Genomic DNA, 18,340 nt, shown 5'->3' on the forward strand with positions numbered 1-18,340 from the left:
TCAAGGTCGAGGGCACCGAACCCGACCCCGTCCCCGGCAACAACAACTCCTGCGTCCCCACCGAGGTCCCCGCGGTCCCGGTCATCAACCCGGCCATCGGCGGCGCAGCAGCCGCCGCAGCCCTCGGCGGCTTCCTCCTCATCCGCCGCCGCCGCACCACCGGAGCCGCCATGTAACAACTCCCCGACCCTCTCTGCAATGGACGGATCGGTCCCTCCCCGGCACCACGGGGAGGGACCGATCGTTTCGGCCCGCTCCGGCCGACACGTCATGCATCCGACGTACGTGGCACGGCAGGCTCGCCGACGCCGTCCGGCGGGCTCTGCCCCCGCTGTTGTGGACCCACTAGAACCCCTACGGCCGCTTCGAGCTGGATATGAACTCCCGCTTCGCCCTTGGCGAGGACGCCGGAGCCGTCGGGCTTGCCGTGTGCCGTCCGTGTGCCGTTCTGTTGTTCTGCTACGACAGTGTCTTGGTGACCACGGATGCCGCTTCGGCAATCAGCTTGTTGTCGTAGTCGGCGTCCTTGGTGCCTCGGTTGGACAGGATCGCCATGACGATGGGTGTGGCGTTGGGGGGCCACACGACGGCGATGTCGTTTCGGACAGCGTAGACACCGCCTCCGCCGGTTTTGTCCCCGACCGTCCATCCCTTGGGTACTCCGGCCCTGATGAGTTCGTCTCCGGTGGTGTTGGTCCGCAGCCACTGCGTGAGCTGTGCGCGTTCGTCCTTGCCGGCCTCGCGGGCACCGCGGCAGCCGGGGCCAGGCGCGTCTATCTGGCGACTCTGCGGGCCGGGCGGGCCTGCCCGGATCCTGTCCGCAAGGTCTGGATCCAGCCGGAGGACGACGTGCCGCACATCCGCGATCCGCTCACACGGCTGCGCGACGCACTGGGTCTGCGGCCGGTGCAGCTCGCCATCGCCGCCGACCTGACGAATGCCGTAGCCGAAGTTCTCTGCACGTCCGACCTGTTGCTGTGTTCCGCCGCGCAGGCCGACGAGTTCGGCCTCGACTGGAGGCCCATCGGTGAGATCACACTCAGCCGTGGATACAGCCTCGCAGCCGCCACGGACGTCAATCTGGAGCATGTCCGGGAACGCCTGGACAGCGCGATCACCCGCTGCCTCGGCCCGGCTACCCGGACCAGCACCCCTCACAAAGTGGCGGCAGTATGAGCACCGAAGCGCTGCTGCACGACATCCGCCAACAGCTTCTCGACGGCGGATTGCACGGCTGCCTGCTGGTCCGCGACCTTCACACGGGAGCCGAGCTGGGCATCGAGCCCGATGTCCAGCTGCCCTCCGCCTCCTTGGTCAAGGTTCCGCTCGCCCTGGCAACAGCGGAGCGCATCCACCGTGGAGAGCTCGACGGAGCAACGGCGATCGACGTCCAGCCCGGACGTATCACCACGCCAGGCCCCACCGGGCTCACCCGGTTCCGCCACCCCGCCCGGATCGCCATCGACGACCTGCTCTACCTCAGCACCAGTGTCAGCGACGGAACCGCCGCCGACGCGCTGTTCGACCTCACCCCACCTGCCCAAGTGGCCCACATCCTGCATGAACTGGGCGTGTACGGCATCACCGTCCGGCACGGCATGCGCGAACTCACCCAGACCCCCACGGAACGCTTCACTCCCGACCAGGCGCACCTCGCCCACACCCTCGCCATCGAACGAGGACAACCTGATCGCCGAAGCCGGTGCCGCAGCACTGGCGTGACCGCCATCCTTTTGGCGCAGGTCACATGACGTGTGAGACATGTTTCACGGGCCCTGGGGGGTGTCCTCGACGGGATTGACCAAGAGGGTGGTGTGCTGGTTTTCCAGGCCTTCCACCATCACCAGTGTGCAGGCTGCCACCTCGGCCCGGTAGACGCGGCTGACCACGAGGTCGGAACGCGGCTCGGACGAGTAGTTGTTGGGTACGAAGTCGTTGCCGCCGTTGTCTCCGCGGCTGACGTGCCGGTGGTTCATGTAGCGGATCCCGGTGTCCAGGTCGAGGATGACGGGGATGTGGAACGGCTCGCCACGCGTGTAGGCCCGGCGTTTCTTCTCCGGCCGGGTGTCGAGGAACTCGGTCACCTCGATCACGTGGCCGACGGGTATCGCTGCGGGGTAGTTGAGGCGGATCGGCACAGACATGATCTGAGCGTATCCGTGCCGTTGGCCCTTCACGGCGTATCGCGTGCCTCTCGTCTTTGCGTTCTCCCGTGACGGTTTGTCCTGCGGGGCCCCGGCAATTGGTTCCGCGTGCCTGTGCCTGTGCCTGTGGCTGTGGCTGTGGTGTGTTGTGGGTCGGGCGGGTGTTCGGCCGTGCCGGGGGACTGCGGGCGGGTTTCGTTATTCTGCGGGTATGCGGTGGGATGTGGGGGATCGGGCGCCGGGGGCTTTGCCCGGAGGGCTGCGGGAGGCGGTGCGGCTGCCCGGCGGGTGGGTGTGCCCGTACGTCTGCGAAGTGCGGCCGTGAGCCCGCCCGTGGCCGGCGCTGTCGCCGCCGCTGCGGTGGTGGCGTTCGTGGTTCTGTATGTCCTTGCGTTACGGCGTACCGCCGGGCTCGCCGTCGCGGGTTCGGCTGTCGCTGTCGCCGCGGCTGCCCTGGCGGGTGCTGCTGCCGGACTGCGTCCGTGGAATGTCCTGGGTACGGCGCTGGTCGCGGCCGGCGTTGCGGCCGTGGCCTGGGTGCTGGGCAGGTCGCAGCGGCGGCGGCGGGCCGAACGGGCCGCGCTGGCCGCGTACCGCACCGGCGCGGCGGCCATCGCGCGGTTCGCCGCGCTCGCCGAGCGGGACCGGCTGGCCGTCGAACTGCACGACGTGGCCGCGCACCGGCTCACCGCGGTCGTCGTCTCCGCCGCGGCGGCCCGGCATCTCACCGACCCGGCCCTGATCGCCGACGCCCTGCGTCATGCGGCGGACGCGGGCCGCAAGGCCGTGGCGGAGCTGGAGCGCCTGGCGGAGCGGGGCGACGGCGCGGGCGGCCCCGCCGCGGGTGTCTCACTCGCCGATGTGGCCGCCCTGGCCGCCGAATGCGGTGCCGAACTGCATGACACCACCGGCACCGGGCCGGCCGTTCCCGCCGCGACGGGTGAGGTTGCGTACCGGGTGGTTCGTGAGTCGTTGACCAACACGGCCCGCTACGCCCGCGGCGCGGCCGTACGCATCGCCCTCGGCAGCCGTCCCGGACTGCTCACGGTCACCGTGACGGACGACGGGGGCACCGCCGCGGAACCGGGCCTCGGCACCGGCCGCGGCCTGACCGGACTGCGCGGCACGGTCGGCGCGGTGGGCGGCACACTCTCCTACGGGCCGGTGTCCGGCGGCTGGAGCGTCCACGCCGAACTCCCCCTGCCCGAAAAGCCGTTGTCCGAGCCGGTGCCCGGCGGGCGGCGGGGCCTGGGTCTTGCGTGGGGCCGGGCGGCGGCGCGGGGCGCACGCGGCCGAGTGCGGTGGTCCCGTCCGCCGACGGTGCGCAAACGCCCGATACCCGTGCCCCCACCGCCGATGTCCGTGCCCCGACCGCCGGTTCCGGGGCCCTGGGCCGTGCCGGGTGCGGGCTTGGCGCCAGACGACCCGGAAGGGGAGGCGGCGCCCGCGTCCGACGGCGCGCGGGCCCGAGGCGGCAGAGCGTGCTCGCGCCGTTCACCGCGCCCTCGCCCCGCCGGGACGTGCGGCCCGGGCGGCGCGGTGGGTGTGCGCCTCACCCGCCGTCTCGGCCTCCACGCCAGGGCGTGGGTGAGCCGTGCAGGGGGGTTCAACTTCCGTCTGTGGACCCGGCCTTGTTCTGTCGAGTCCTTCGGTCCGCGCCGTTGGGCGGGCGCGGGTCCCGCCAGGCCGCTGTGGCGGGGGCCCACGGCTCTCGACTGGTCCCTGGTCGTGCTCGCCGTCGGGCTCTCGCTCGGTGCGGGCCTGCTCTCCGACGATGTGCCCGGCTCGTTGCGCGGTGTGCTGTCCGGGCTGCCCTTCGTGGTGCTGTCCGTCCTGCACGCGGTGCCGCTCGGCTGGCGGTCGCGTGCGCCCGGGGCGGGGCTGGCCGCGGTGCTGTCGGCGCTGGTGCTGTGGTGGGGTTGCGACCGGGCGGGCTGGACACGGCCGCCGGTCAGCGACATCTTCCTCGTGTACTGGTGGGTCGAGCTGACCTTCGTATACAGCGCGGGCGTGTATCTGCCGGTACGGCGCGGTGTCCTGGCCCCTGTCGCGGTGGCCGCGACGGGCGCCTTGGCACTCGCCGGCGGCAGCGGTATCACCGGCAGCCGGGCCGCGGCCTGGGCAGTGCTGGCCGTCCTGCTCGCCGTTCCCGCTTTCGCGCTGTGGCGGCTGGGAGTCGGCACCGCTCTGCGGCGTGAACGCCGCAGGCTGGCCGCGGCCCGGAGCCGGGAGGCGCTCGAACGGGACGCCGACGCCGCGGTACGCGAACAGCGCCGGGTGATCGCCGCGGGCCTGCTGCGTACCGCGCACCGGCACGCGTCGGATGTGGTCGCCGCCGCCGACGCCGGACGGCTCGACACCGTCCTCGCCGAGGCACGGGCCGGCCTCGCCGCGCTCAGGGAACTGCTCGCGGACCTGCGCGACGACGACACCGACGGTCACGCCGTGCCGCCGCCCACACTCGCGGGCATCTCCGCGTTGGCCGCCCGCTACGGCGCCGCCGTCAGCTACCGGGGACCGCGCACCGCCGAACCCGTCGTCGTGGGCGTGGCCGCCTACCGGGTCGCCGCGCTGCTGCTGGCCGAGGGGGTCACCCTCACCGTGCTGCGCGGCGCCGCGGGCGTCGAGGTGTCGGGACCGCTGCCGGCCGCGCCCGGCACACGGCGGCACATACGAGCGGTGGCCGACGCCATGGGCGGTACGCTCACCCGGACCGACGACGTGGTACGTGTGTGGCTGCCGGAGGTGTTCCCATCACGATCAGGGTGACCGTCGCCGACGACCAGGCGGTCGTACGCGCCGGAATCGCGGCGATCCTCGACGCCGAACCCGGTCTGTCCGTCGTCGGGCAGGCGGCCGACGGCGAGTCCGCTGTCGCGCGTGTGCTCGAACTGCGGCCGGACGTCGCCTTGATGGACATCAGGATGCCGGGCGGCGGGGGACTGGCCGCCACCGCCCGGATCACCGCCGACGCCCCCGGCACCCGCGTCGTCGTCCTGACCACCTTCGACCTCGACGAGTACGTGTTCGCCGCGCTGCGGGCCGGAGCGGTCGGCTTCCTGCTCAAGGACGCGGAGCCCGAGCGGGTGGTCGACGCGGTGCGCGTCGCCGCCCGCGGTGGCGCGCTGCTCGACCCCATGGTGACGCGGCGGCTGGTCGAGCGGTATGCCACCGGTGACGTCCCCGCCGACGCCACCCGGCTGCGGCGGCTCACCCCGCGCGAGACGGAGGTCCTGCGGTACGTGGCCCGCGGGCTGGCCAACGCCGAGATCGCCGCGGAACTCGGCATCAGCCCGGCCACCGTCAAGGACCATGTCGCGGTGGTCCTCGCCAAACTCGGCGTCCGCGACCGCGTCCAGGCGACGATCGCCGCGTACGAGACCGGTCTCGTACGCCCCGGGATCCGCTGAAGCACCGGCCGGGGCGCGGGCGCGGTGCACTACGGCGTGGCCGTCGCGTACCGGGGTGTCCGCCGTGGCCGTCGCCTACCGCGGTGTCCGCCGTGTCCGCTCGAAGATACGGACGGAAGGTACGGACGGAAGGTACGGGCTGGAACGTATGGGCCGGAACGTATGGGCCGGGTGCCGGAACCTGGGGAATCTCCGGGCCGCGCCCCGGGAGCGGGGTGGTGACCCCCGCCGCACGGCGGGGGCCACCACCCCTTCCACCGGCGGGTTTCGCTGCCGATCGGTCGTCCGGCGGCCTGACGACCGGGCCCCGCCCCCGCGCCTAGCCTCGCGGTCATGGCACTCAGGATCCCCCAGTTCGGTCCGTTTCCCCCGCTCGTCCGCCGCATATGCGGCGGCCTTCTGCTCGCCGTCACGGTGGCGCTGACACCGGCCGTCGCGGCGGCCGGCTTCGTCGCGGCGGCGTTCGCGACCGCGAGCGTCTGGCTGCTCGCGGTCGCGGGTCTCGCCGTCGCCGCGGCGGTCGCTGTGCTGCTCGGCGGTGCGGCGTTCCGCCTGCTCGGCAGGGGCGGCCTGCGGGCCACGGCCGCCCTCACCGCCGTGCTGCTCCTCGGTGTGACCGCCCTGGCCGCCGTCACGGTGTTCCGGCCGATGCCCGCCCCGGCCGCGGGCCCGGTCCCGTCCGGCGTCCGTTTCTGGAACCTGCCGACCGGTTCCCGTATCGCCTACGTCCACGCCCCCGCCGTCGGCACGCCGCGGCCGACTCCCGTCATCTTCCTGCACGGTGGCCCCGGCACCCCGGCGGAGGGCATCCCCACCGGCGGGCGGGAACTGGCCGCGGAGGGTTTCGCGGTCTACTCCTACGACCAGGTCGGCGCGGGCCGTTCCAGCCGGCTGTCCGACGTCACCGGCTACACCGTCGCCCGCCAGGTCGCCGACCTCGACGCGATCCGCCGGCTCCTCGGCGCGGACCGGATCGTCCTGGTCGGCCAGTCGTGGGGCGGCTCCCTGACCGCGCAGTACCTGCGGGCGCACGCCTCGCACGTGGCGAAGGCGGTCTTCACATCGCCGGGCGCCCTGTGGGGCCGGGAGTATTCCGGGTCCAAAGTCGGCGAGCCCTGGGACGACCTGACGCCGGCCCAGCGTTCCCGGCGCGACGACCTGGACAGCAGGCCCCGCCTGATCGCCGCGAGCCTGCTCCTCGGCGTCAACCCGCGCGCCGCGCACGCCCTGGCCGGCGACCGCGAACTCGACCAGTGGATGCACGAGGTGGCTCTGGTCGGCAAGGACACCACGTTGTGTGCGGGGGCGGCGCCCACCGAGGCGCACAACAACCCGCAGGGCTTCTACAGCAACCAGATGACCGTCAAGGACTTCGAACAGCTCCCCGACCCGCGCCCCGTGCTGCGCACGGTGCACGTCCCGTCGCTGATCATGCGCGGCGAGTGCGACTTCGTCAGACCCGAGGTCACCCGGGAGTACCGCCAGACCCTGCCCGACTCCCGGCTGGTCCACATCCCGGGCGCGGGGCACGCCATCGCACGTGCGCAGCCGCGCCTGTACACCGTGCTCCTTGAGGCCTTCCTGCTGGACAAGCCCCTCCCGGCACCGAACCCCTGACCCACGATCCCGCGCACGCCCCGGGGCCGGCGAGCCCGGACCCCGGGACCCCCGCCCCGCACGCACCCGGCCCCGGAACCCACCGGAACCGGGCGCGCATCGCTCCCCGATCACCGCGGGACACACAGCCGCACACAGCGGCATCCCGGCCCGGAGCCGGTGGCGGTCGGAGCCGCTGGCGCCGGTCCGGTGATGCGCTGTGTCAGGCCCGACTGGCGGGGTGCTGAGGGCAGCACCAGCCCGGTCGTGAGACAAGAGGCGCCGAACGGGCGCTGCTGCCGCGGGGCTTCATCTGATGGCGGCGATGCAGTGTCAGACGCCATCCGCCTTTCCGGACGTGTGACTGGGCGGTGGGATGGCACCGCGTGAGCGTCAGCCACGCTCCGCAGACGGCCTTTACGCGCACGCCGTCGGCCATGGTTTCCAAGGAGATGAGGCCTTGAGCCGGGTCGGCAGCATCTCGTCTGATGGCCCGGCCCGGGGTGCCGGATCCCGGTAGCGGAGTCAGCCGCCGAAGGTGACGAGAAGGAGGACGAAGTAGAGCAGCGCCAGTGCGCCGGTCGCCAGGCCGACCGTGCATCGGACTCCGTGGACACGCTTGGCCAGGCCGAGGACGCCGAAGGTGACGCCGAGGGCGCCGAACAGCACCGGGAAGGCGATGCCGACGTAGCTGGCGAGCACCGCGGTGATCAGGCCCAGGACCCCGAACGCCAATGAAGCGTTTCCATACAGGGAGACGGGGCTGTCTGTGACTCCGGTGGTCATGGCGGTCCTCAGCTGTCCGTCGTGATCGGCACATGCAAAGAGGCTGCCGCAGGAGCGGATCTCTTCGTAACCAATGATCGCATCTCGTGTGGCGGCAGGCCGACCGGCCCGTACGGATTTCCGGCAGCTGCTGATCAAATCCAGTTGTCCACATACACGTGTAACTACACAACGGAGGAAAACATGAAGCGACTGTCGGTGGCGCAGGCGGCTTCTTTGATGGCGATACCGTTGGCCCTGCTGGCGATCCGACGGCTGTTCTGGCGCTATACGCTCGTATGGAATCACCCCTGAGGCCTGGGACTTCCTCGACCAGCTGTCGGTGCGGGGACTTGTACGGGTCAGGCGCCGGGTCATCATGGTGATGAGCGCCCAGGTCAGGCAGCTGAGAGCTTGCATCTCCTGGAGAGCGGGCTTCAGACAATGCAGCTTTCGCCATATCGTGCGGGCCTCCCAGCACACCGTTCCGGTCAACTGAACCCGGCTTCTGACCTTCTGACACTGTTGCCCGGGTGATCTGCGGCTGGGGGAGGCGCAGGCGCCAGAGCGCGTCGCGGGCGGCGGGCCTGGACGTCGGCGGGTGTCACCGTGATCATCGGTGCCCGCAGTTGCCCAAGAGGCGCTGATCGTTGATCGGCGCTTCCCGGAGCCGGGAAGACGACGTACCCGGCCCGCCTTCCAGGTCATCTCGCCGGACACCCTGCGCGGCTGGCTGAGCGATGACTTCCCTGTCAAGTTCAGCGTGTTGGCCCGCTGGCGCTGTTGAAGGCGCCGGTGCACGCATGGCAACTCGTACCTGGAGCAGGTACATCGGACCGTGGATGCAGGCGACAGCCCCGGTGATTCCGTGGAGCCGGGGCCGTCATTCGCTGGTTGCGATCCGCCCGTGCTGAATGACCGTTCTTACTCGCCCGGTGGCGGTGATGTCTTCGAGTGGGTTTCCGTCGAGGGCAATGAGATCGGCTGTCATGCCGGGGCTGAGGCGGCCGCGCGTTGTGGTGAGGTTGAGGGCGCGGGCTCCGGTGACGGTGGCGGCCCGAAGCGCTTGGGCTGCGGAGAGGCCCGCGTCGACCAGGAGTTTGAGTTCGGTGGCGAGGGCGCCGTGTGGTTGCCCCGGGACCCCGGCGTCGGTCCCGGCGGCGATGGCCACATCGTGTTGCAGTGCGAGGTGTACGGCGTGGCGGGCGCGGTCGTAGGTCTCGTGTGCGGTGGCACGCATCCGGCTGCTGAAGCCCAGCTCGTCGGCCTTGACCGTATACGAGTGGTAGGTCGACAGGGTGGGCACGAAGATCGTGCCGCTCAAGGCCATTTTCTCGGCTTGATCGGGTTCGAGATGAGCGCCGTGCTCGACGGTATCGACGCCGGCGGCGAGCGCGTTGGCGATGGCGGCGGCCCCGTAGGCGTGAGCGGCGATCGTCTTCCCGGCGCGGTGCGCTGCTTGCGCACCTGCGCGCAGTTCCTCGATCTCGAACTGGGGGACGCGAGGATCTTCGTCCATCCCGAACAGCCCCTCTGACGCCATGATCTTGATGACGCCCGCGCCGGCCGAGAGTTCGGTGCGGACCGCTTTCGTCACCGCCCATGGGCCGTCGGCCTGGACACCGAGATAGTGTGCGTGGCCGCCGGTCATCGCGATGAGATTGCCGCTGGCCACGATTTCAGGTGCGGGGATGATGCCCAGACGCCCCGCGGCCGCGAGATGGAGTGCGGTGCCGCGTCGGGAACCGAGGTCCCGGACCGCCATGACACCAGCCCGTAGATGCGCGGCTGCGTTGCCGACGCCACGCAGGAGGGACAATTCGTCGCTCTCCTGGTTACATGACCGCCCACGCCCTCGACGCCGCACCAGTGGCCGTCTGGCTGTGCGGAACGGTGTTTCGGGTGGCCGTCCGGCCGGGAGTACGGTTGCCGGGGCGCACCAGAGGTCTCACGGTGCCGCCAACAACGGTGGGCAGACCGGGGCGGGCGCGGGTTCGGTGCTGAGGTAAGGGCGCAGCACGTGCCGGGCGGCGAAGAAGGCCGCCTCCGCCAGCGGTGCGCCGGCGGTCGGTGCGAGGGTGAGGGACACCGGCAGGGGGCCTGGGGTGGGCAGTGGTGGCAGCGCCTCGGGGAGCAGCCGAGGCAGGGCCCGCGTATCCGGACTGTGGGCGGGCAGACAGGTCAGGCCCAGCCCGGCGGCGACCGCGGCCCGAAGCCCGGGGAGATCGGGGCCCTCATAGGCGAGGTGCCAGGGCTGGTCCTGGGCGGTGAGGACGGCAAGGACGTGCCGGCGCAGGCTGCACGGCTCACCGCACAGCGCGATCGGTACGGAACGGGACGCGGGTGACGGGGTGCTGCCGTACCAGGCGAGAGACAGCGAGCCGACCGACCGGGATCCTGGCTCGTGAGGGGGGCGCAGGACCAGGGCGATATCGAGTTCGCCGGCCGTCACGCGGGCCGCCAGCGGTTCGCTCAGGCCGGTGTGGACGGTCGGTCGAGTCCACGGCATCAGGTTCATCAGGACGGCGAGGAATTCCGGCAGGGCCTCTTCGAGGAACGGGGAGACGCCGATGCCGACGCCGATCGGGCGCTCGGCGGTGATCCGTGCAGTGGCCTCGTCGTTGAGGGCGATGAGACGGCAGGCGTAGTGGTACAGCTCCCGTCCCCTGGACGTGAGTTCCAGGCGGCGACCGGTGCTGGCGAACACGGGGCCGCCCAAGAGTGACTCAAGGCGCCGTATGTGCTGGCTGACGGCGGGCTGGGTGAGGGACAGGGCCTGCGCCGCCCGCCGGAAGCCGCCCGTGCGCATGATGGTGACGAGCGTGCGAAGTTGCCCCACGTCCAGGTTGCGATGCACCGGTACCCCTTCTTGTCCAACCGGTCTTCGCCCTCACGGGGGCGATCACGTCCCCGACCACACGGCTTCCACGGCGGTCCCCATCGATTCCCGCTCCCGCATATAGGGGAATTCTTTTGCCGAATCTTTATTTGCCTGCCGGCGGTCGACCGCTTTTCGTCCATTGCAGACTACAGGCACTGGCGGCACGAAGGACCTGATTGCGTCGTTACGCCCCGTATGAAGTTATACGAAACTGACCGAAAAGCGACCACCGGGGAGACGGTGCGGGCTCGGTCGGGCGGCGGCGATGTCCCGTCCCCTCGAACCGCGTTCGGACGCCCGGATACAGGGGTGAAGGCTTCCACGCCAGGAGTGAAAACTCTTACTGATCAGGGCGATAATAAATCGAAGTTTGCCCGGCTCTGTGATCGAAGTTAGTCTCATGGCAGCGGGCAGGAATCGATTCAATGCGTGCCCAGACAATGACTCCTCTCGGGGAAGAGCTGGAGTAGCGCACCTTTTTACAGATGCTCGCGATATCACGCTGTTCTGCCCGTTGTCGTCTTGTCATCAGACAGAACACCGAACGTCTCCAGAGGGAAATCACCATCATGTCGCAAACTACAGCAGCCGATAATTCATCCGGCGTCGAGCTGTGGAATCCGGAAACCTATGACGCCCTGCGTCGCCAGCTCATCCCCTCCTTCGATCTCCTCTATGACAGCGCCGTCAGCGCGGTGGCCATGTCAGTGGGGGCGGCGCCGCGCATCCTGGACCTGGGAGCGGGCACCGGACTGCTCAGCGCCGCGCTGCGCGACCGTCTCCCCAAGGCCGACCTGGTCCTCCAGGACCGCTCGGAGTCGATGCTCGCCCAGGCGCGGCAGCGCTTCGCCGCGGACGACCAGGTGTCGGTGCGCGTCGCCGACCACCTCGACGCGTTACCCGCCGGCCCATTCGACGCCGTAGTGTCCGCGCTCTCCATCCATCACCTGAAGCACGAGCAAAAGCGGGATCTGTTCGTCCGAATACGTAAGATCCTTCGGCCCGGCGGGATTTTCGTCAACGTCGAGCAGGTCCTGGCACCGACGGGTGCGCTCGAAAAGATGTACGACGAGCAGCATGAGGCCCATGTGCACGCCTCCGGAACTCCGGCCGAGGAATGGGTCGCCGGCCGGGAGCGCATGAAGCACGACATCCCCATCGACGTCGACGCCCAGCTCGGGTGGCTGCGCGAGGCAGGCTTCAGCTCCGTCGACTGCCTCGCCAAGGACTGGCGTTTCGCCACATACGCGGGCTGGAACGAGGCGTGACGCCGCGCGCAAGGGCCACCGCGCGAAGCAGGACACCCCATACGAGGCGAAAAACGTACGTACCCCGTCCCGTTCCGCACCGGCAGTACTCGTCCGAGCCGGCGATCGACACACGCATCGAGGTGAAGCGTGCTCTACCAGGCCCTGCATGACGTCGCGGAGCGCCGGCCCCACGCCCGGGCCGTCACCGCAACCGACGGCACATCCGTCAGCTACACGGAACTGGTCGAGCTGGTCGACCGCACAACTGCCGGTCTGCGCGATCACGGGATCGGCGCCGGTGCCGTCGTGGCGTGCTCCTTGCACAACAGCATCGGCTACGTGGCCCTCATCCTGGCCGTCGCCCGGACCGGCGCCCGGTATGTGCCCCTGATGAGCAACTTCGACGCGGCCGACACCGCCACGGCGCTGCGCCTGACCGAACCCCGTCTGATCGTCGCCGACCACGACCGCGCGTTCCCCGAGGGCTCCCCGCCCCGGGTCGCGCTCGATGACCTCACCTGTGCCGCACCCGCTCCTCGTGCGCCCGGTGAGCAGCACAGCGGGATCTTCCGCGCCCTGTGGACGTCCGGATCGACGGGCTTTCCCAAGCAGATGGTGTGGCGGCAGGACCGGTTCCTGCGCGAGCGCCGGCGCTGGCTGGCGGACACCGAGATCACCGCCAACGACGTGTTCTTCTGCCGCCACACCCTCGACGTGGCACACGCAACCGACCTGCATGTCTTCGCCGCCCTGCTGTCCGGCGCCGAACTGGTGCTCGCGGACCCGTACGCGGGACCCGACGTCCTGCTACGGCAGATCGAGGAACACGGCGCGACCGCGATGAGCGCGCTGCCGCGCCACTACGAGGAGTATGTGCGGGCGGCGGGCGACGGCCCGGCACCGGATCTGTCGCGGCTGCGCCGGCCGCTGTGCGGCGGCGCCTATCTCAGCGCCGCCCAGATGAACGACGCCGCCGAGGTGCTGGGCATCCACATCCGGCAGATCTACGGCTCGACCGAGTTCGGCCTGGCTCTCGGCAACATGTCCGACGTACTCCAGGCGGACCTGGGGATGTTCCCCGTCGAAGGAGTGGGCACCCGGCTCGAACCCCTGGCGCCGGACCGGCCCGACCTGGGCGAGCTGGTGCTGTCGTCGGACTGCACGAGCGAGGGCTACGTCGGCAGCGACGAGGCGAACGCCCGTACCTTCCGCAGCGACGGGTTCTGGACCGGCGACGTGGCGCAGCGGCAGCCGGACGGATCACTGCGCATCCTGGGCCGGGTCACCGAGATCCTGGCGGCCGCCGACGGCCCCCTGCCCGCGCCGGTGCTCGACGAGGAGATCGCCGCGCAGTGCCCGGTCCTGGAGTCGGTGGCGCTGCCCGCGCGCCCCGGCGCGTACGGCAACGAGGTCCTGCTCGCGGTGCATCCCGATCCCGCCCGGTCCGGGAACGAGGTCCGCAAGTCCGTCGAGGCCGTGCTGCGCGGCCACGGTCTGGCGGGCACCGTACGGCTGACCGACGACATCCCGCACACACCGGTCGGCAAGCCGGACAAGCCGCTGCTGCGCAAGCGCTGGGAGGCCGAGGCCGCCCCCGGCGAGAACGCCGCCCACGGCAGCGGCACGGAGGAGTCGCATGCCTGACCTGTTGCTGGACGACGGCCAGTCGGTCCACTTCGAGGACACCGGCAACGGTCCGCCGCTCCTTTTCGTCCACGGCCTCGGGGCGCCCTCGGCCTTCTTCGCCCGCAGCGTCGCCGAACTGGCCCATGACCACCGCGTCATCACCGTGGACCTACGCGGCCACGGTGCCACGCCTCAGGGCGCCGAGCCGGTCACCGTGGACCGCTGCGCGGCGGATCTGCGGACCCTGGCCGAGAAGCTGGACGTACGGGGGCTGACGCTGCTCGGCTGGTCCCTCGGCGCCACCGTCGCCTACCGCTACCTGGACCGGTACGGCGCCGGCCGGGTCACCGGCCTGATCTCCGTCGAGCAGAGCCCCTACCTGCCTTCCGAGAACGGCTGGGAGCACGCGGCCTTCGGCGGGCTGGATGCCGCCGGAGCGGCGGAGGTCGACCGGCTGCTCAGCGCGTCGGACCGCGCCACCACCAAGGGCCTGGTCCGCAGCTTCTTCGCCCAAGGGGCCACTCCTGCCGAGGAGTTGGTCGATGAGCTGACCTCTGCCGCGACAGACTGCCGGGTCGGCGCCAAGCGGCAGTTGTGGCAGGACGTGCTGCGCCAGGACTGGCGTGGGCGCCTGCCTTCGCTCGGAGTGCCGGTGCTGTTCCTGCACGGCGCCCTGAGCCAGGTCTACCCCAGCGCCGTCGGGGCCTGGCTGGCCGCCGTCGTCCCCGGGGCCCGCCTGGAACTCTTCGAACGCAGCGGACACCTCCCGTTCCTGGAGGAGCCCGAGCGCTTCCACCGCGCGATCCGCGCATGGACGGCCCGATGACGAGAACGAACGGACGAGAGCGAACGGACGGAAGCGGACCGCACGGACCCGGAACTCACGGAAACCGAACGGACCCGGAACTCACGGAAACCGAACGGACCCGGAACTCACGAAAGCGGAGCGTCGATGACCACTGCACCCGCTGAGCAGGCCGCAGGCCGCCGGCTGTGCTGGATCTACCCGGACCGCGGCACCGAGCGGATGCGCACCAAGGAGTGGACGCATGTCTGGGGTGTCTACGAGGAGGTGGCCCGGGAACACGGCTGGGCGATGTCCCTGCACAAGCCGGAAGAGGTGTCCGTGGACGCCACGGGCACGGGCGCGCCCCGCGTGTTCCTGGCCGGTACCGAAGTCACCCCGCGGGACACGGTGTTCGTGACCTCGCTGTGGTCCCTGGCGCACCACACCACGGACGTCTGCAACCAGCTCTACCTCTACACCATCCTCGAAGCGGCGGGTTTCTTCCTGCCCATCCCGCCCCGGCTGTCGTTCCTCGCCAACGACAAGGCCGCCACCATGCTGCATCTCGCGGACAGCCCGCTGCCCCAGGTGCCGACCGTACGGATCGGGGTCGGCCGGGACTCGCCGGCCCTGACCTACGAGGCGGCCCTGGACGGCCTGAGCTATCCGCTCATCGTCAAACCCGCCTACTGGGGCATGGGCCAGGGCGTGTGCCTGGTGCACAGCGCCGAGGAACTCAAGGGCGTGGTCGGGCTGGCCGCCGGCGCGGAGACCGCTCTGGTCTGCCAGCCGTATCTCGGCGAGGGCATCAACGACTTCCGGGTCTTCGTCATCGACGGCAAGCCCCACACGGTGATGCGCCGCATCCCGCAGGGCGCCTCCCTGACCGCCAACCTCGCTGCCGGCGGTGGGATGGAGCATGTGCCGCTGCCGCCCGAACTCGCCGACACCGTCGACTACGTCGTCTCCCGCATGCCCATGCCGTACATCGCCGTCGACTTCCTGCACGACGGGGAGCGGTTCTGGCTGTCGGAGGTGGAGCCCGACGGCGCCGTCGGCTTCCCCGGCTCGCCGCAGGCGGCGCGCGAGCAGCGGCAGATCATCGCGGCACGCTTCGGCGCCTACCGCGCCGCGCACCGGGAGTTCCTGCGCGGCGGCCCACCCACCAGCGACCCCTCGGACCAGGGGGAGAAGAGCGCACGATGATCGGACACATACCGACCGACGACCTGCTGGCGCACGCCGCGAAGCTGGCCGACGCCGGCGGCCCACCCGTACCGGACACCGCTCGGGAGGTGACCGACCTCGCCGTCAGCGGGCCCGCCGAGATCTACGCCCAGACCCGGCTGGCGGCCCGGAGCGCCGGCAGCGTCCTGATGTCCAGCGGCGGCACCACGGGCACCCCGAAGCTGACCCATGTGCCGCACGGTATGGCCCTGGAGCGGCTGCTGGCCTTCTGGCGGCCCCTGCAACCGGGCGACACGCTGCTCAACCTCTTCAACGCGGGCCGGATGTGGGGCTCCCACTACTACATGCAGACCCTCGCCGAGAAGTCCCGCTGCACGGTCGTACCCTCCGGCCCCTACGAGCCCGACGAGGTCGGCCGCTGGCTGGCCATGTTCGGCGAGGTCGGCGTCAACGCCCTGGCGGGCACCCCCACCGGGCTCGCCGACTTCGCACGCGGCGTCCTCGACGCCGGCGGAAGCCTCCCCGTGCGCACCGTCATCTGGATGGCCGAGCCCTGGACCGGCAACAAGCGCGACCTGGTCCGCGAGGCATTCCCCGAGGCCGGACTATGGGGCAACTACGGCTCGGTGGAGACCTGGGTCATGGCCGCGAACCAGCCCGGCTGCGACGAAACGGTCCTGCATCTGCTGCCCGACCAGCTCATGGAACCCGACGAGGACGGCGCCCTGCTGAGCCGGGTCGGCGACGGCTGGACCATCCCCGTCGTGCGCTACCGCCTCGGCGACCGGGTGGCCCCGGCCGACTGCCGCTGCGGGCGCCCCGACGGGCTGACGGTGCTCGGCCGGGCCGACGACGCGCTCACCCTGCGCAGCGCGCTGTTCAAGGTGAGCGAGCTGATCGACGTCGTACGCCGCGAACCGGGCGTGCTAGAGGCGCAGTTGCGGCTCACCCGTGCCACCGACTCAGCGCGTGCGGCCAGCGCGCTGACCCTGGACTTCACCGGCACCGCCGACCCTGACGCCGTCTGCGACCGGCTGACCGGCGATTTCTACCATCTGGCCGCGGTGGCACGGCAGTACCCGGGCGCGCTGCGGGCCCGCCGGGTGGACCGGCTGGCCCGCATCGAGCGGACCAACAAGGTCCCGGCGATGCTGTGGCAGGAGAGCGACGAACAGCACGACGGCACGGACGGCACCGGCGCGTACAGCAGGAGCGGGAATTCCGCATGAGCACCGTACGCGGTAACCCCTGGGCGATCCTGGTCGTCCTGTCCCTCGGCTTCTTCATGACGCTGCTGGACCTGACGATCGTCAACATCGCCATCCCCAGCATGATCCACAGCCTGCACGCCTCCTTCGACGAGGTGCTGTGGTCGATGAACGGCTACATCCTGGTGCTCGCGGCGCTGCTGATCACGGCGGGCCGACTGGGTGATCTGCGCGGCCCGCGCCAGCTCTTCGCCGTCGGCGTGGCGCTGTTCACGCTCGCCAGCCTTGCCTGCGCCCTGGTGGACAGCCCCGGCCAGCTCATCGCCGCTCGCGTGGTGCAGGGCCTGGGCGCGGCGCTGCTCATCCCGCAGACCATGACCCTGATCGTGGGTGCCTTCCCGGCCGAGCGGCGCGGTGCGGCGCTCGGTGTGTGGGGCGCGGTGGCGGGCGTCGCCGCCGTGGCCGGCCCGGCGCTGGGCGGCCTGCTGGTCAGCGGCCCCGGCTGGCGCTGGATCTTCTTCGTCAACGTCCCCGTCGGCGTGCTCGTGCTGGCCGTCCTCTTCCTCGTCGTCCCCGACATCCGCCAGGGCAGCACACACCGGCTCGACCTCACCGGTGTCCTGGTGTCGGCGGCCGCCGTGTTCTGCCTGACCTTCGCCCTGACGGAGGGTCAGCGTTACCACTGGAACGGCGTCGTCTGGGCCCTCCTCGGCGCCGCCGTCATCCTCTTCGCGGCCTTCGTCGTCCAGCAGCGGCGCCGCCAGGACCGCGAGCCACTGGTGCCGTTCGCGCTGTTCGGCGACCGGAACTACACAGCGATGAACATCGTCTCGGCCACGATCTCGGTCGGTGTGCTCGGCCTGATGCTGCTGCTCTCCCTCTACTTCCAGAACGTGCTGCACTTCAGCGCGCTCAAGGCAGGTCTCGCGCTCGCCCCCGCCTCCGTGGTGTCCATGGCCCTCGCACCATTCGCCGGGCGGCTCACCGACAAGGTCGACGGCAAGTACGTACTGCTCACCGGCATGCTGCTGACCGGCGTCGGCATGCTGTGGAACGCGCTGGTGATGGGCCCGCACACCGCGTGGGCCGCCTTCGTCGCCCCGATGGTCGTGGTCGGCGCGGGCAACGGCTGCCTGATCGCCCCCATGGCCGCCGTGGCGATGCGGGGTGTCGAACCGGCGGTCGCCGGCGCGGCCTCCGGCGTCCTCAACACCGTACGGCAACTGGGCTCGGTGGTCGGCAGCTCCGCGGTCGGCGCACTGGTGCAGACCCAGACCGCGGCAGGGGGAGACGGCGTTACCGCGATGCGTACGTCGATGGCGCTGCCCATCGGGGCCATCGCGCTCGGCGCCGTCGCCTGCGCGATGGTCCGACGCGAGGCGGCAGCCCCCGCAGGACCGGCCGCGCCTGCCGCCACCGAGACCGTGACATCCGCAAGGAGCACCCAGTCGTGAGATCACCCCAGGACAGCGGGCCCGTGGGCGG

15 protein-coding genes and 2 pseudogenes are annotated in these 18,340 nt (G+C 71.0%); 12 read left to right on the forward strand and 5 right to left on the reverse strand.

The features are described 5' to 3' along the window. Positions 1-459 precede the first annotated feature (459 nt). Positions 460-732: pseudogene (locus ABT245_RS13935) on the reverse strand (serine hydrolase); the annotation flags it as partial. Between the two features lie 440 nt (positions 733-1,172). Here ABT245_RS13935 and ABT245_RS13945 point away from each other — a divergent pair. Then, positions 1,173-1,703: pseudogene (locus ABT245_RS13945) on the forward strand (serine hydrolase); the annotation flags it as partial. 63 nt (positions 1,704-1,766) lie between these two features. On the opposite strand, the gene ABT245_RS13950 reads toward ABT245_RS13945, so the two are convergent. Next, positions 1,767-2,144 carry a hypothetical protein gene (locus ABT245_RS13950; protein ID WP_351732954.1) on the reverse strand — a complete coding sequence of 126 codons (378 nt, stop codon included), beginning with the start codon at positions 2,142-2,144 and terminating at the stop codon, positions 1,767-1,769. A 321-nt stretch (positions 2,145-2,465) separates the two neighbouring features. Between ABT245_RS13950 and ABT245_RS13955 the strand changes: the two genes are divergently transcribed. The 3 genes from ABT245_RS13955 (at position 2,466) to ABT245_RS13965 (ending at position 7,171) form a co-directional block, all read left to right on the forward strand. After that, positions 2,466-4,913, forward strand: a complete 2,448-nt coding sequence (locus ABT245_RS13955) for an ATP-binding protein (protein WP_351732957.1) — start codon at positions 2,466-2,468, stop codon at positions 4,911-4,913. Continuing rightward, positions 4,904-5,554, forward strand: a complete 651-nt coding sequence (locus ABT245_RS13960; protein WP_502982122.1) for a response regulator — start codon at positions 4,904-4,906, stop codon at positions 5,552-5,554. Before ABT245_RS13955 ends, ABT245_RS13960 begins: the two co-directional genes overlap by 10 nt. A gap of 333 nt (positions 5,555-5,887) precedes the next feature. Continuing rightward, a complete protein-coding gene (locus tag ABT245_RS13965) occupies positions 5,888-7,171 on the forward strand; it encodes an alpha/beta fold hydrolase (RefSeq protein WP_351732963.1) in 1,284 nt (427 codons plus the stop codon). Between the two features lie 504 nt (positions 7,172-7,675). On the opposite strand, the gene ABT245_RS13970 is transcribed toward ABT245_RS13965, so the two are convergent. Next, positions 7,676-7,936 carry a hypothetical protein gene (locus ABT245_RS13970; RefSeq protein ID WP_351732965.1) on the reverse strand — a complete coding sequence of 87 codons (261 nt, stop codon included), beginning with the start codon at positions 7,934-7,936 and terminating at the stop codon, positions 7,676-7,678. Between the two features lie 21 nt (positions 7,937-7,957). Between ABT245_RS13970 and ABT245_RS13975 the strand changes: the two genes are divergently transcribed. Together ABT245_RS13975 and ABT245_RS13980 are read left to right on the forward strand one after the other, a co-directional pair. Then, a complete protein-coding gene (locus ABT245_RS13975) occupies positions 7,958-8,230 on the forward strand; it encodes a hypothetical protein (protein ID WP_351732968.1) in 273 nt (90 codons plus the stop codon). Between the two features lie 304 nt (positions 8,231-8,534). Beyond that, complete coding sequence (locus tag ABT245_RS13980) at positions 8,535-8,702, forward strand: hypothetical protein (RefSeq protein WP_351732971.1); 168 nt, start codon at positions 8,535-8,537, stop codon at positions 8,700-8,702. Positions 8,703-8,798: 96 nt separating this feature from the next. Here ABT245_RS13980 and ABT245_RS13985 read toward each other — a convergent pair whose 3' ends face one another. Beyond that, positions 8,799-9,782 (reverse strand): amidohydrolase family protein, encoded by a 984-nt coding sequence (locus tag ABT245_RS13985; RefSeq protein WP_351732974.1) that lies wholly within the window; start codon positions 9,780-9,782, stop codon positions 8,799-8,801. 81 nt (positions 9,783-9,863) lie between these two features. Next, positions 9,864-10,772 carry a LysR family transcriptional regulator gene (locus tag ABT245_RS13990; RefSeq protein ID WP_351732977.1) on the reverse strand — a complete coding sequence of 303 codons (909 nt, stop codon included), beginning with the start codon at positions 10,770-10,772 and terminating at the stop codon, positions 9,864-9,866. 593 nt (positions 10,773-11,365) lie between these two features. On the opposite strand from ABT245_RS13990, the gene ABT245_RS13995 reads away from it, so the two are divergent. The 6 genes from ABT245_RS13995 (at position 11,366) to ABT245_RS14020 (ending at position 18,309) form a co-directional block, all read left to right on the forward strand. After that, positions 11,366-12,064: a class I SAM-dependent methyltransferase gene (locus tag ABT245_RS13995; protein WP_351732979.1), complete on the forward strand. Its 699-nt coding sequence runs from the start codon at positions 11,366-11,368 to the stop codon at positions 12,062-12,064. Between the two features lie 129 nt (positions 12,065-12,193). Continuing rightward, positions 12,194-13,690: a class I adenylate-forming enzyme family protein gene (locus tag ABT245_RS14000; RefSeq protein ID WP_351732982.1), complete on the forward strand. Its 1,497-nt coding sequence runs from the start codon at positions 12,194-12,196 to the stop codon at positions 13,688-13,690. After that, complete coding sequence (locus ABT245_RS14005) at positions 13,683-14,498, forward strand: alpha/beta fold hydrolase (RefSeq protein WP_351732985.1); 816 nt, start codon at positions 13,683-13,685, stop codon at positions 14,496-14,498. The genes ABT245_RS14000 and ABT245_RS14005 overlap by 8 nt, the downstream gene beginning before the upstream one ends. A 126-nt stretch (positions 14,499-14,624) precedes the next feature. Further along, positions 14,625-15,665 carry an ATP-grasp domain-containing protein gene (locus tag ABT245_RS14010; RefSeq protein WP_351732987.1) on the forward strand — a complete coding sequence of 347 codons (1,041 nt, stop codon included), beginning with the start codon at positions 14,625-14,627 and terminating at the stop codon, positions 15,663-15,665. After that, on the forward strand, positions 15,662-16,876 hold the full coding sequence (locus ABT245_RS14015) for an AMP-binding protein (protein WP_351732990.1): 1,215 nt from the start codon (positions 15,662-15,664) through the stop codon (positions 16,874-16,876). The genes ABT245_RS14010 and ABT245_RS14015 overlap by 4 nt, the downstream gene beginning before the upstream one ends. Further along, entirely contained in the window at positions 16,873-18,309 is a 1,437-nt protein-coding gene (locus ABT245_RS14020) for a DHA2 family efflux MFS transporter permease subunit (protein WP_351732993.1), read from the forward strand. The genes ABT245_RS14015 and ABT245_RS14020 overlap by 4 nt, the downstream gene beginning before the upstream one ends. The last annotated feature ends 31 nt before the right edge of the window (positions 18,310-18,340 follow it).

It is taken from the genome of Streptomyces sp. NPDC001508, from assembly GCF_040298665.1.
In the GTDB taxonomy this organism is placed as follows: domain Bacteria; phylum Actinomycetota; class Actinomycetes; order Streptomycetales; family Streptomycetaceae; genus Streptomyces.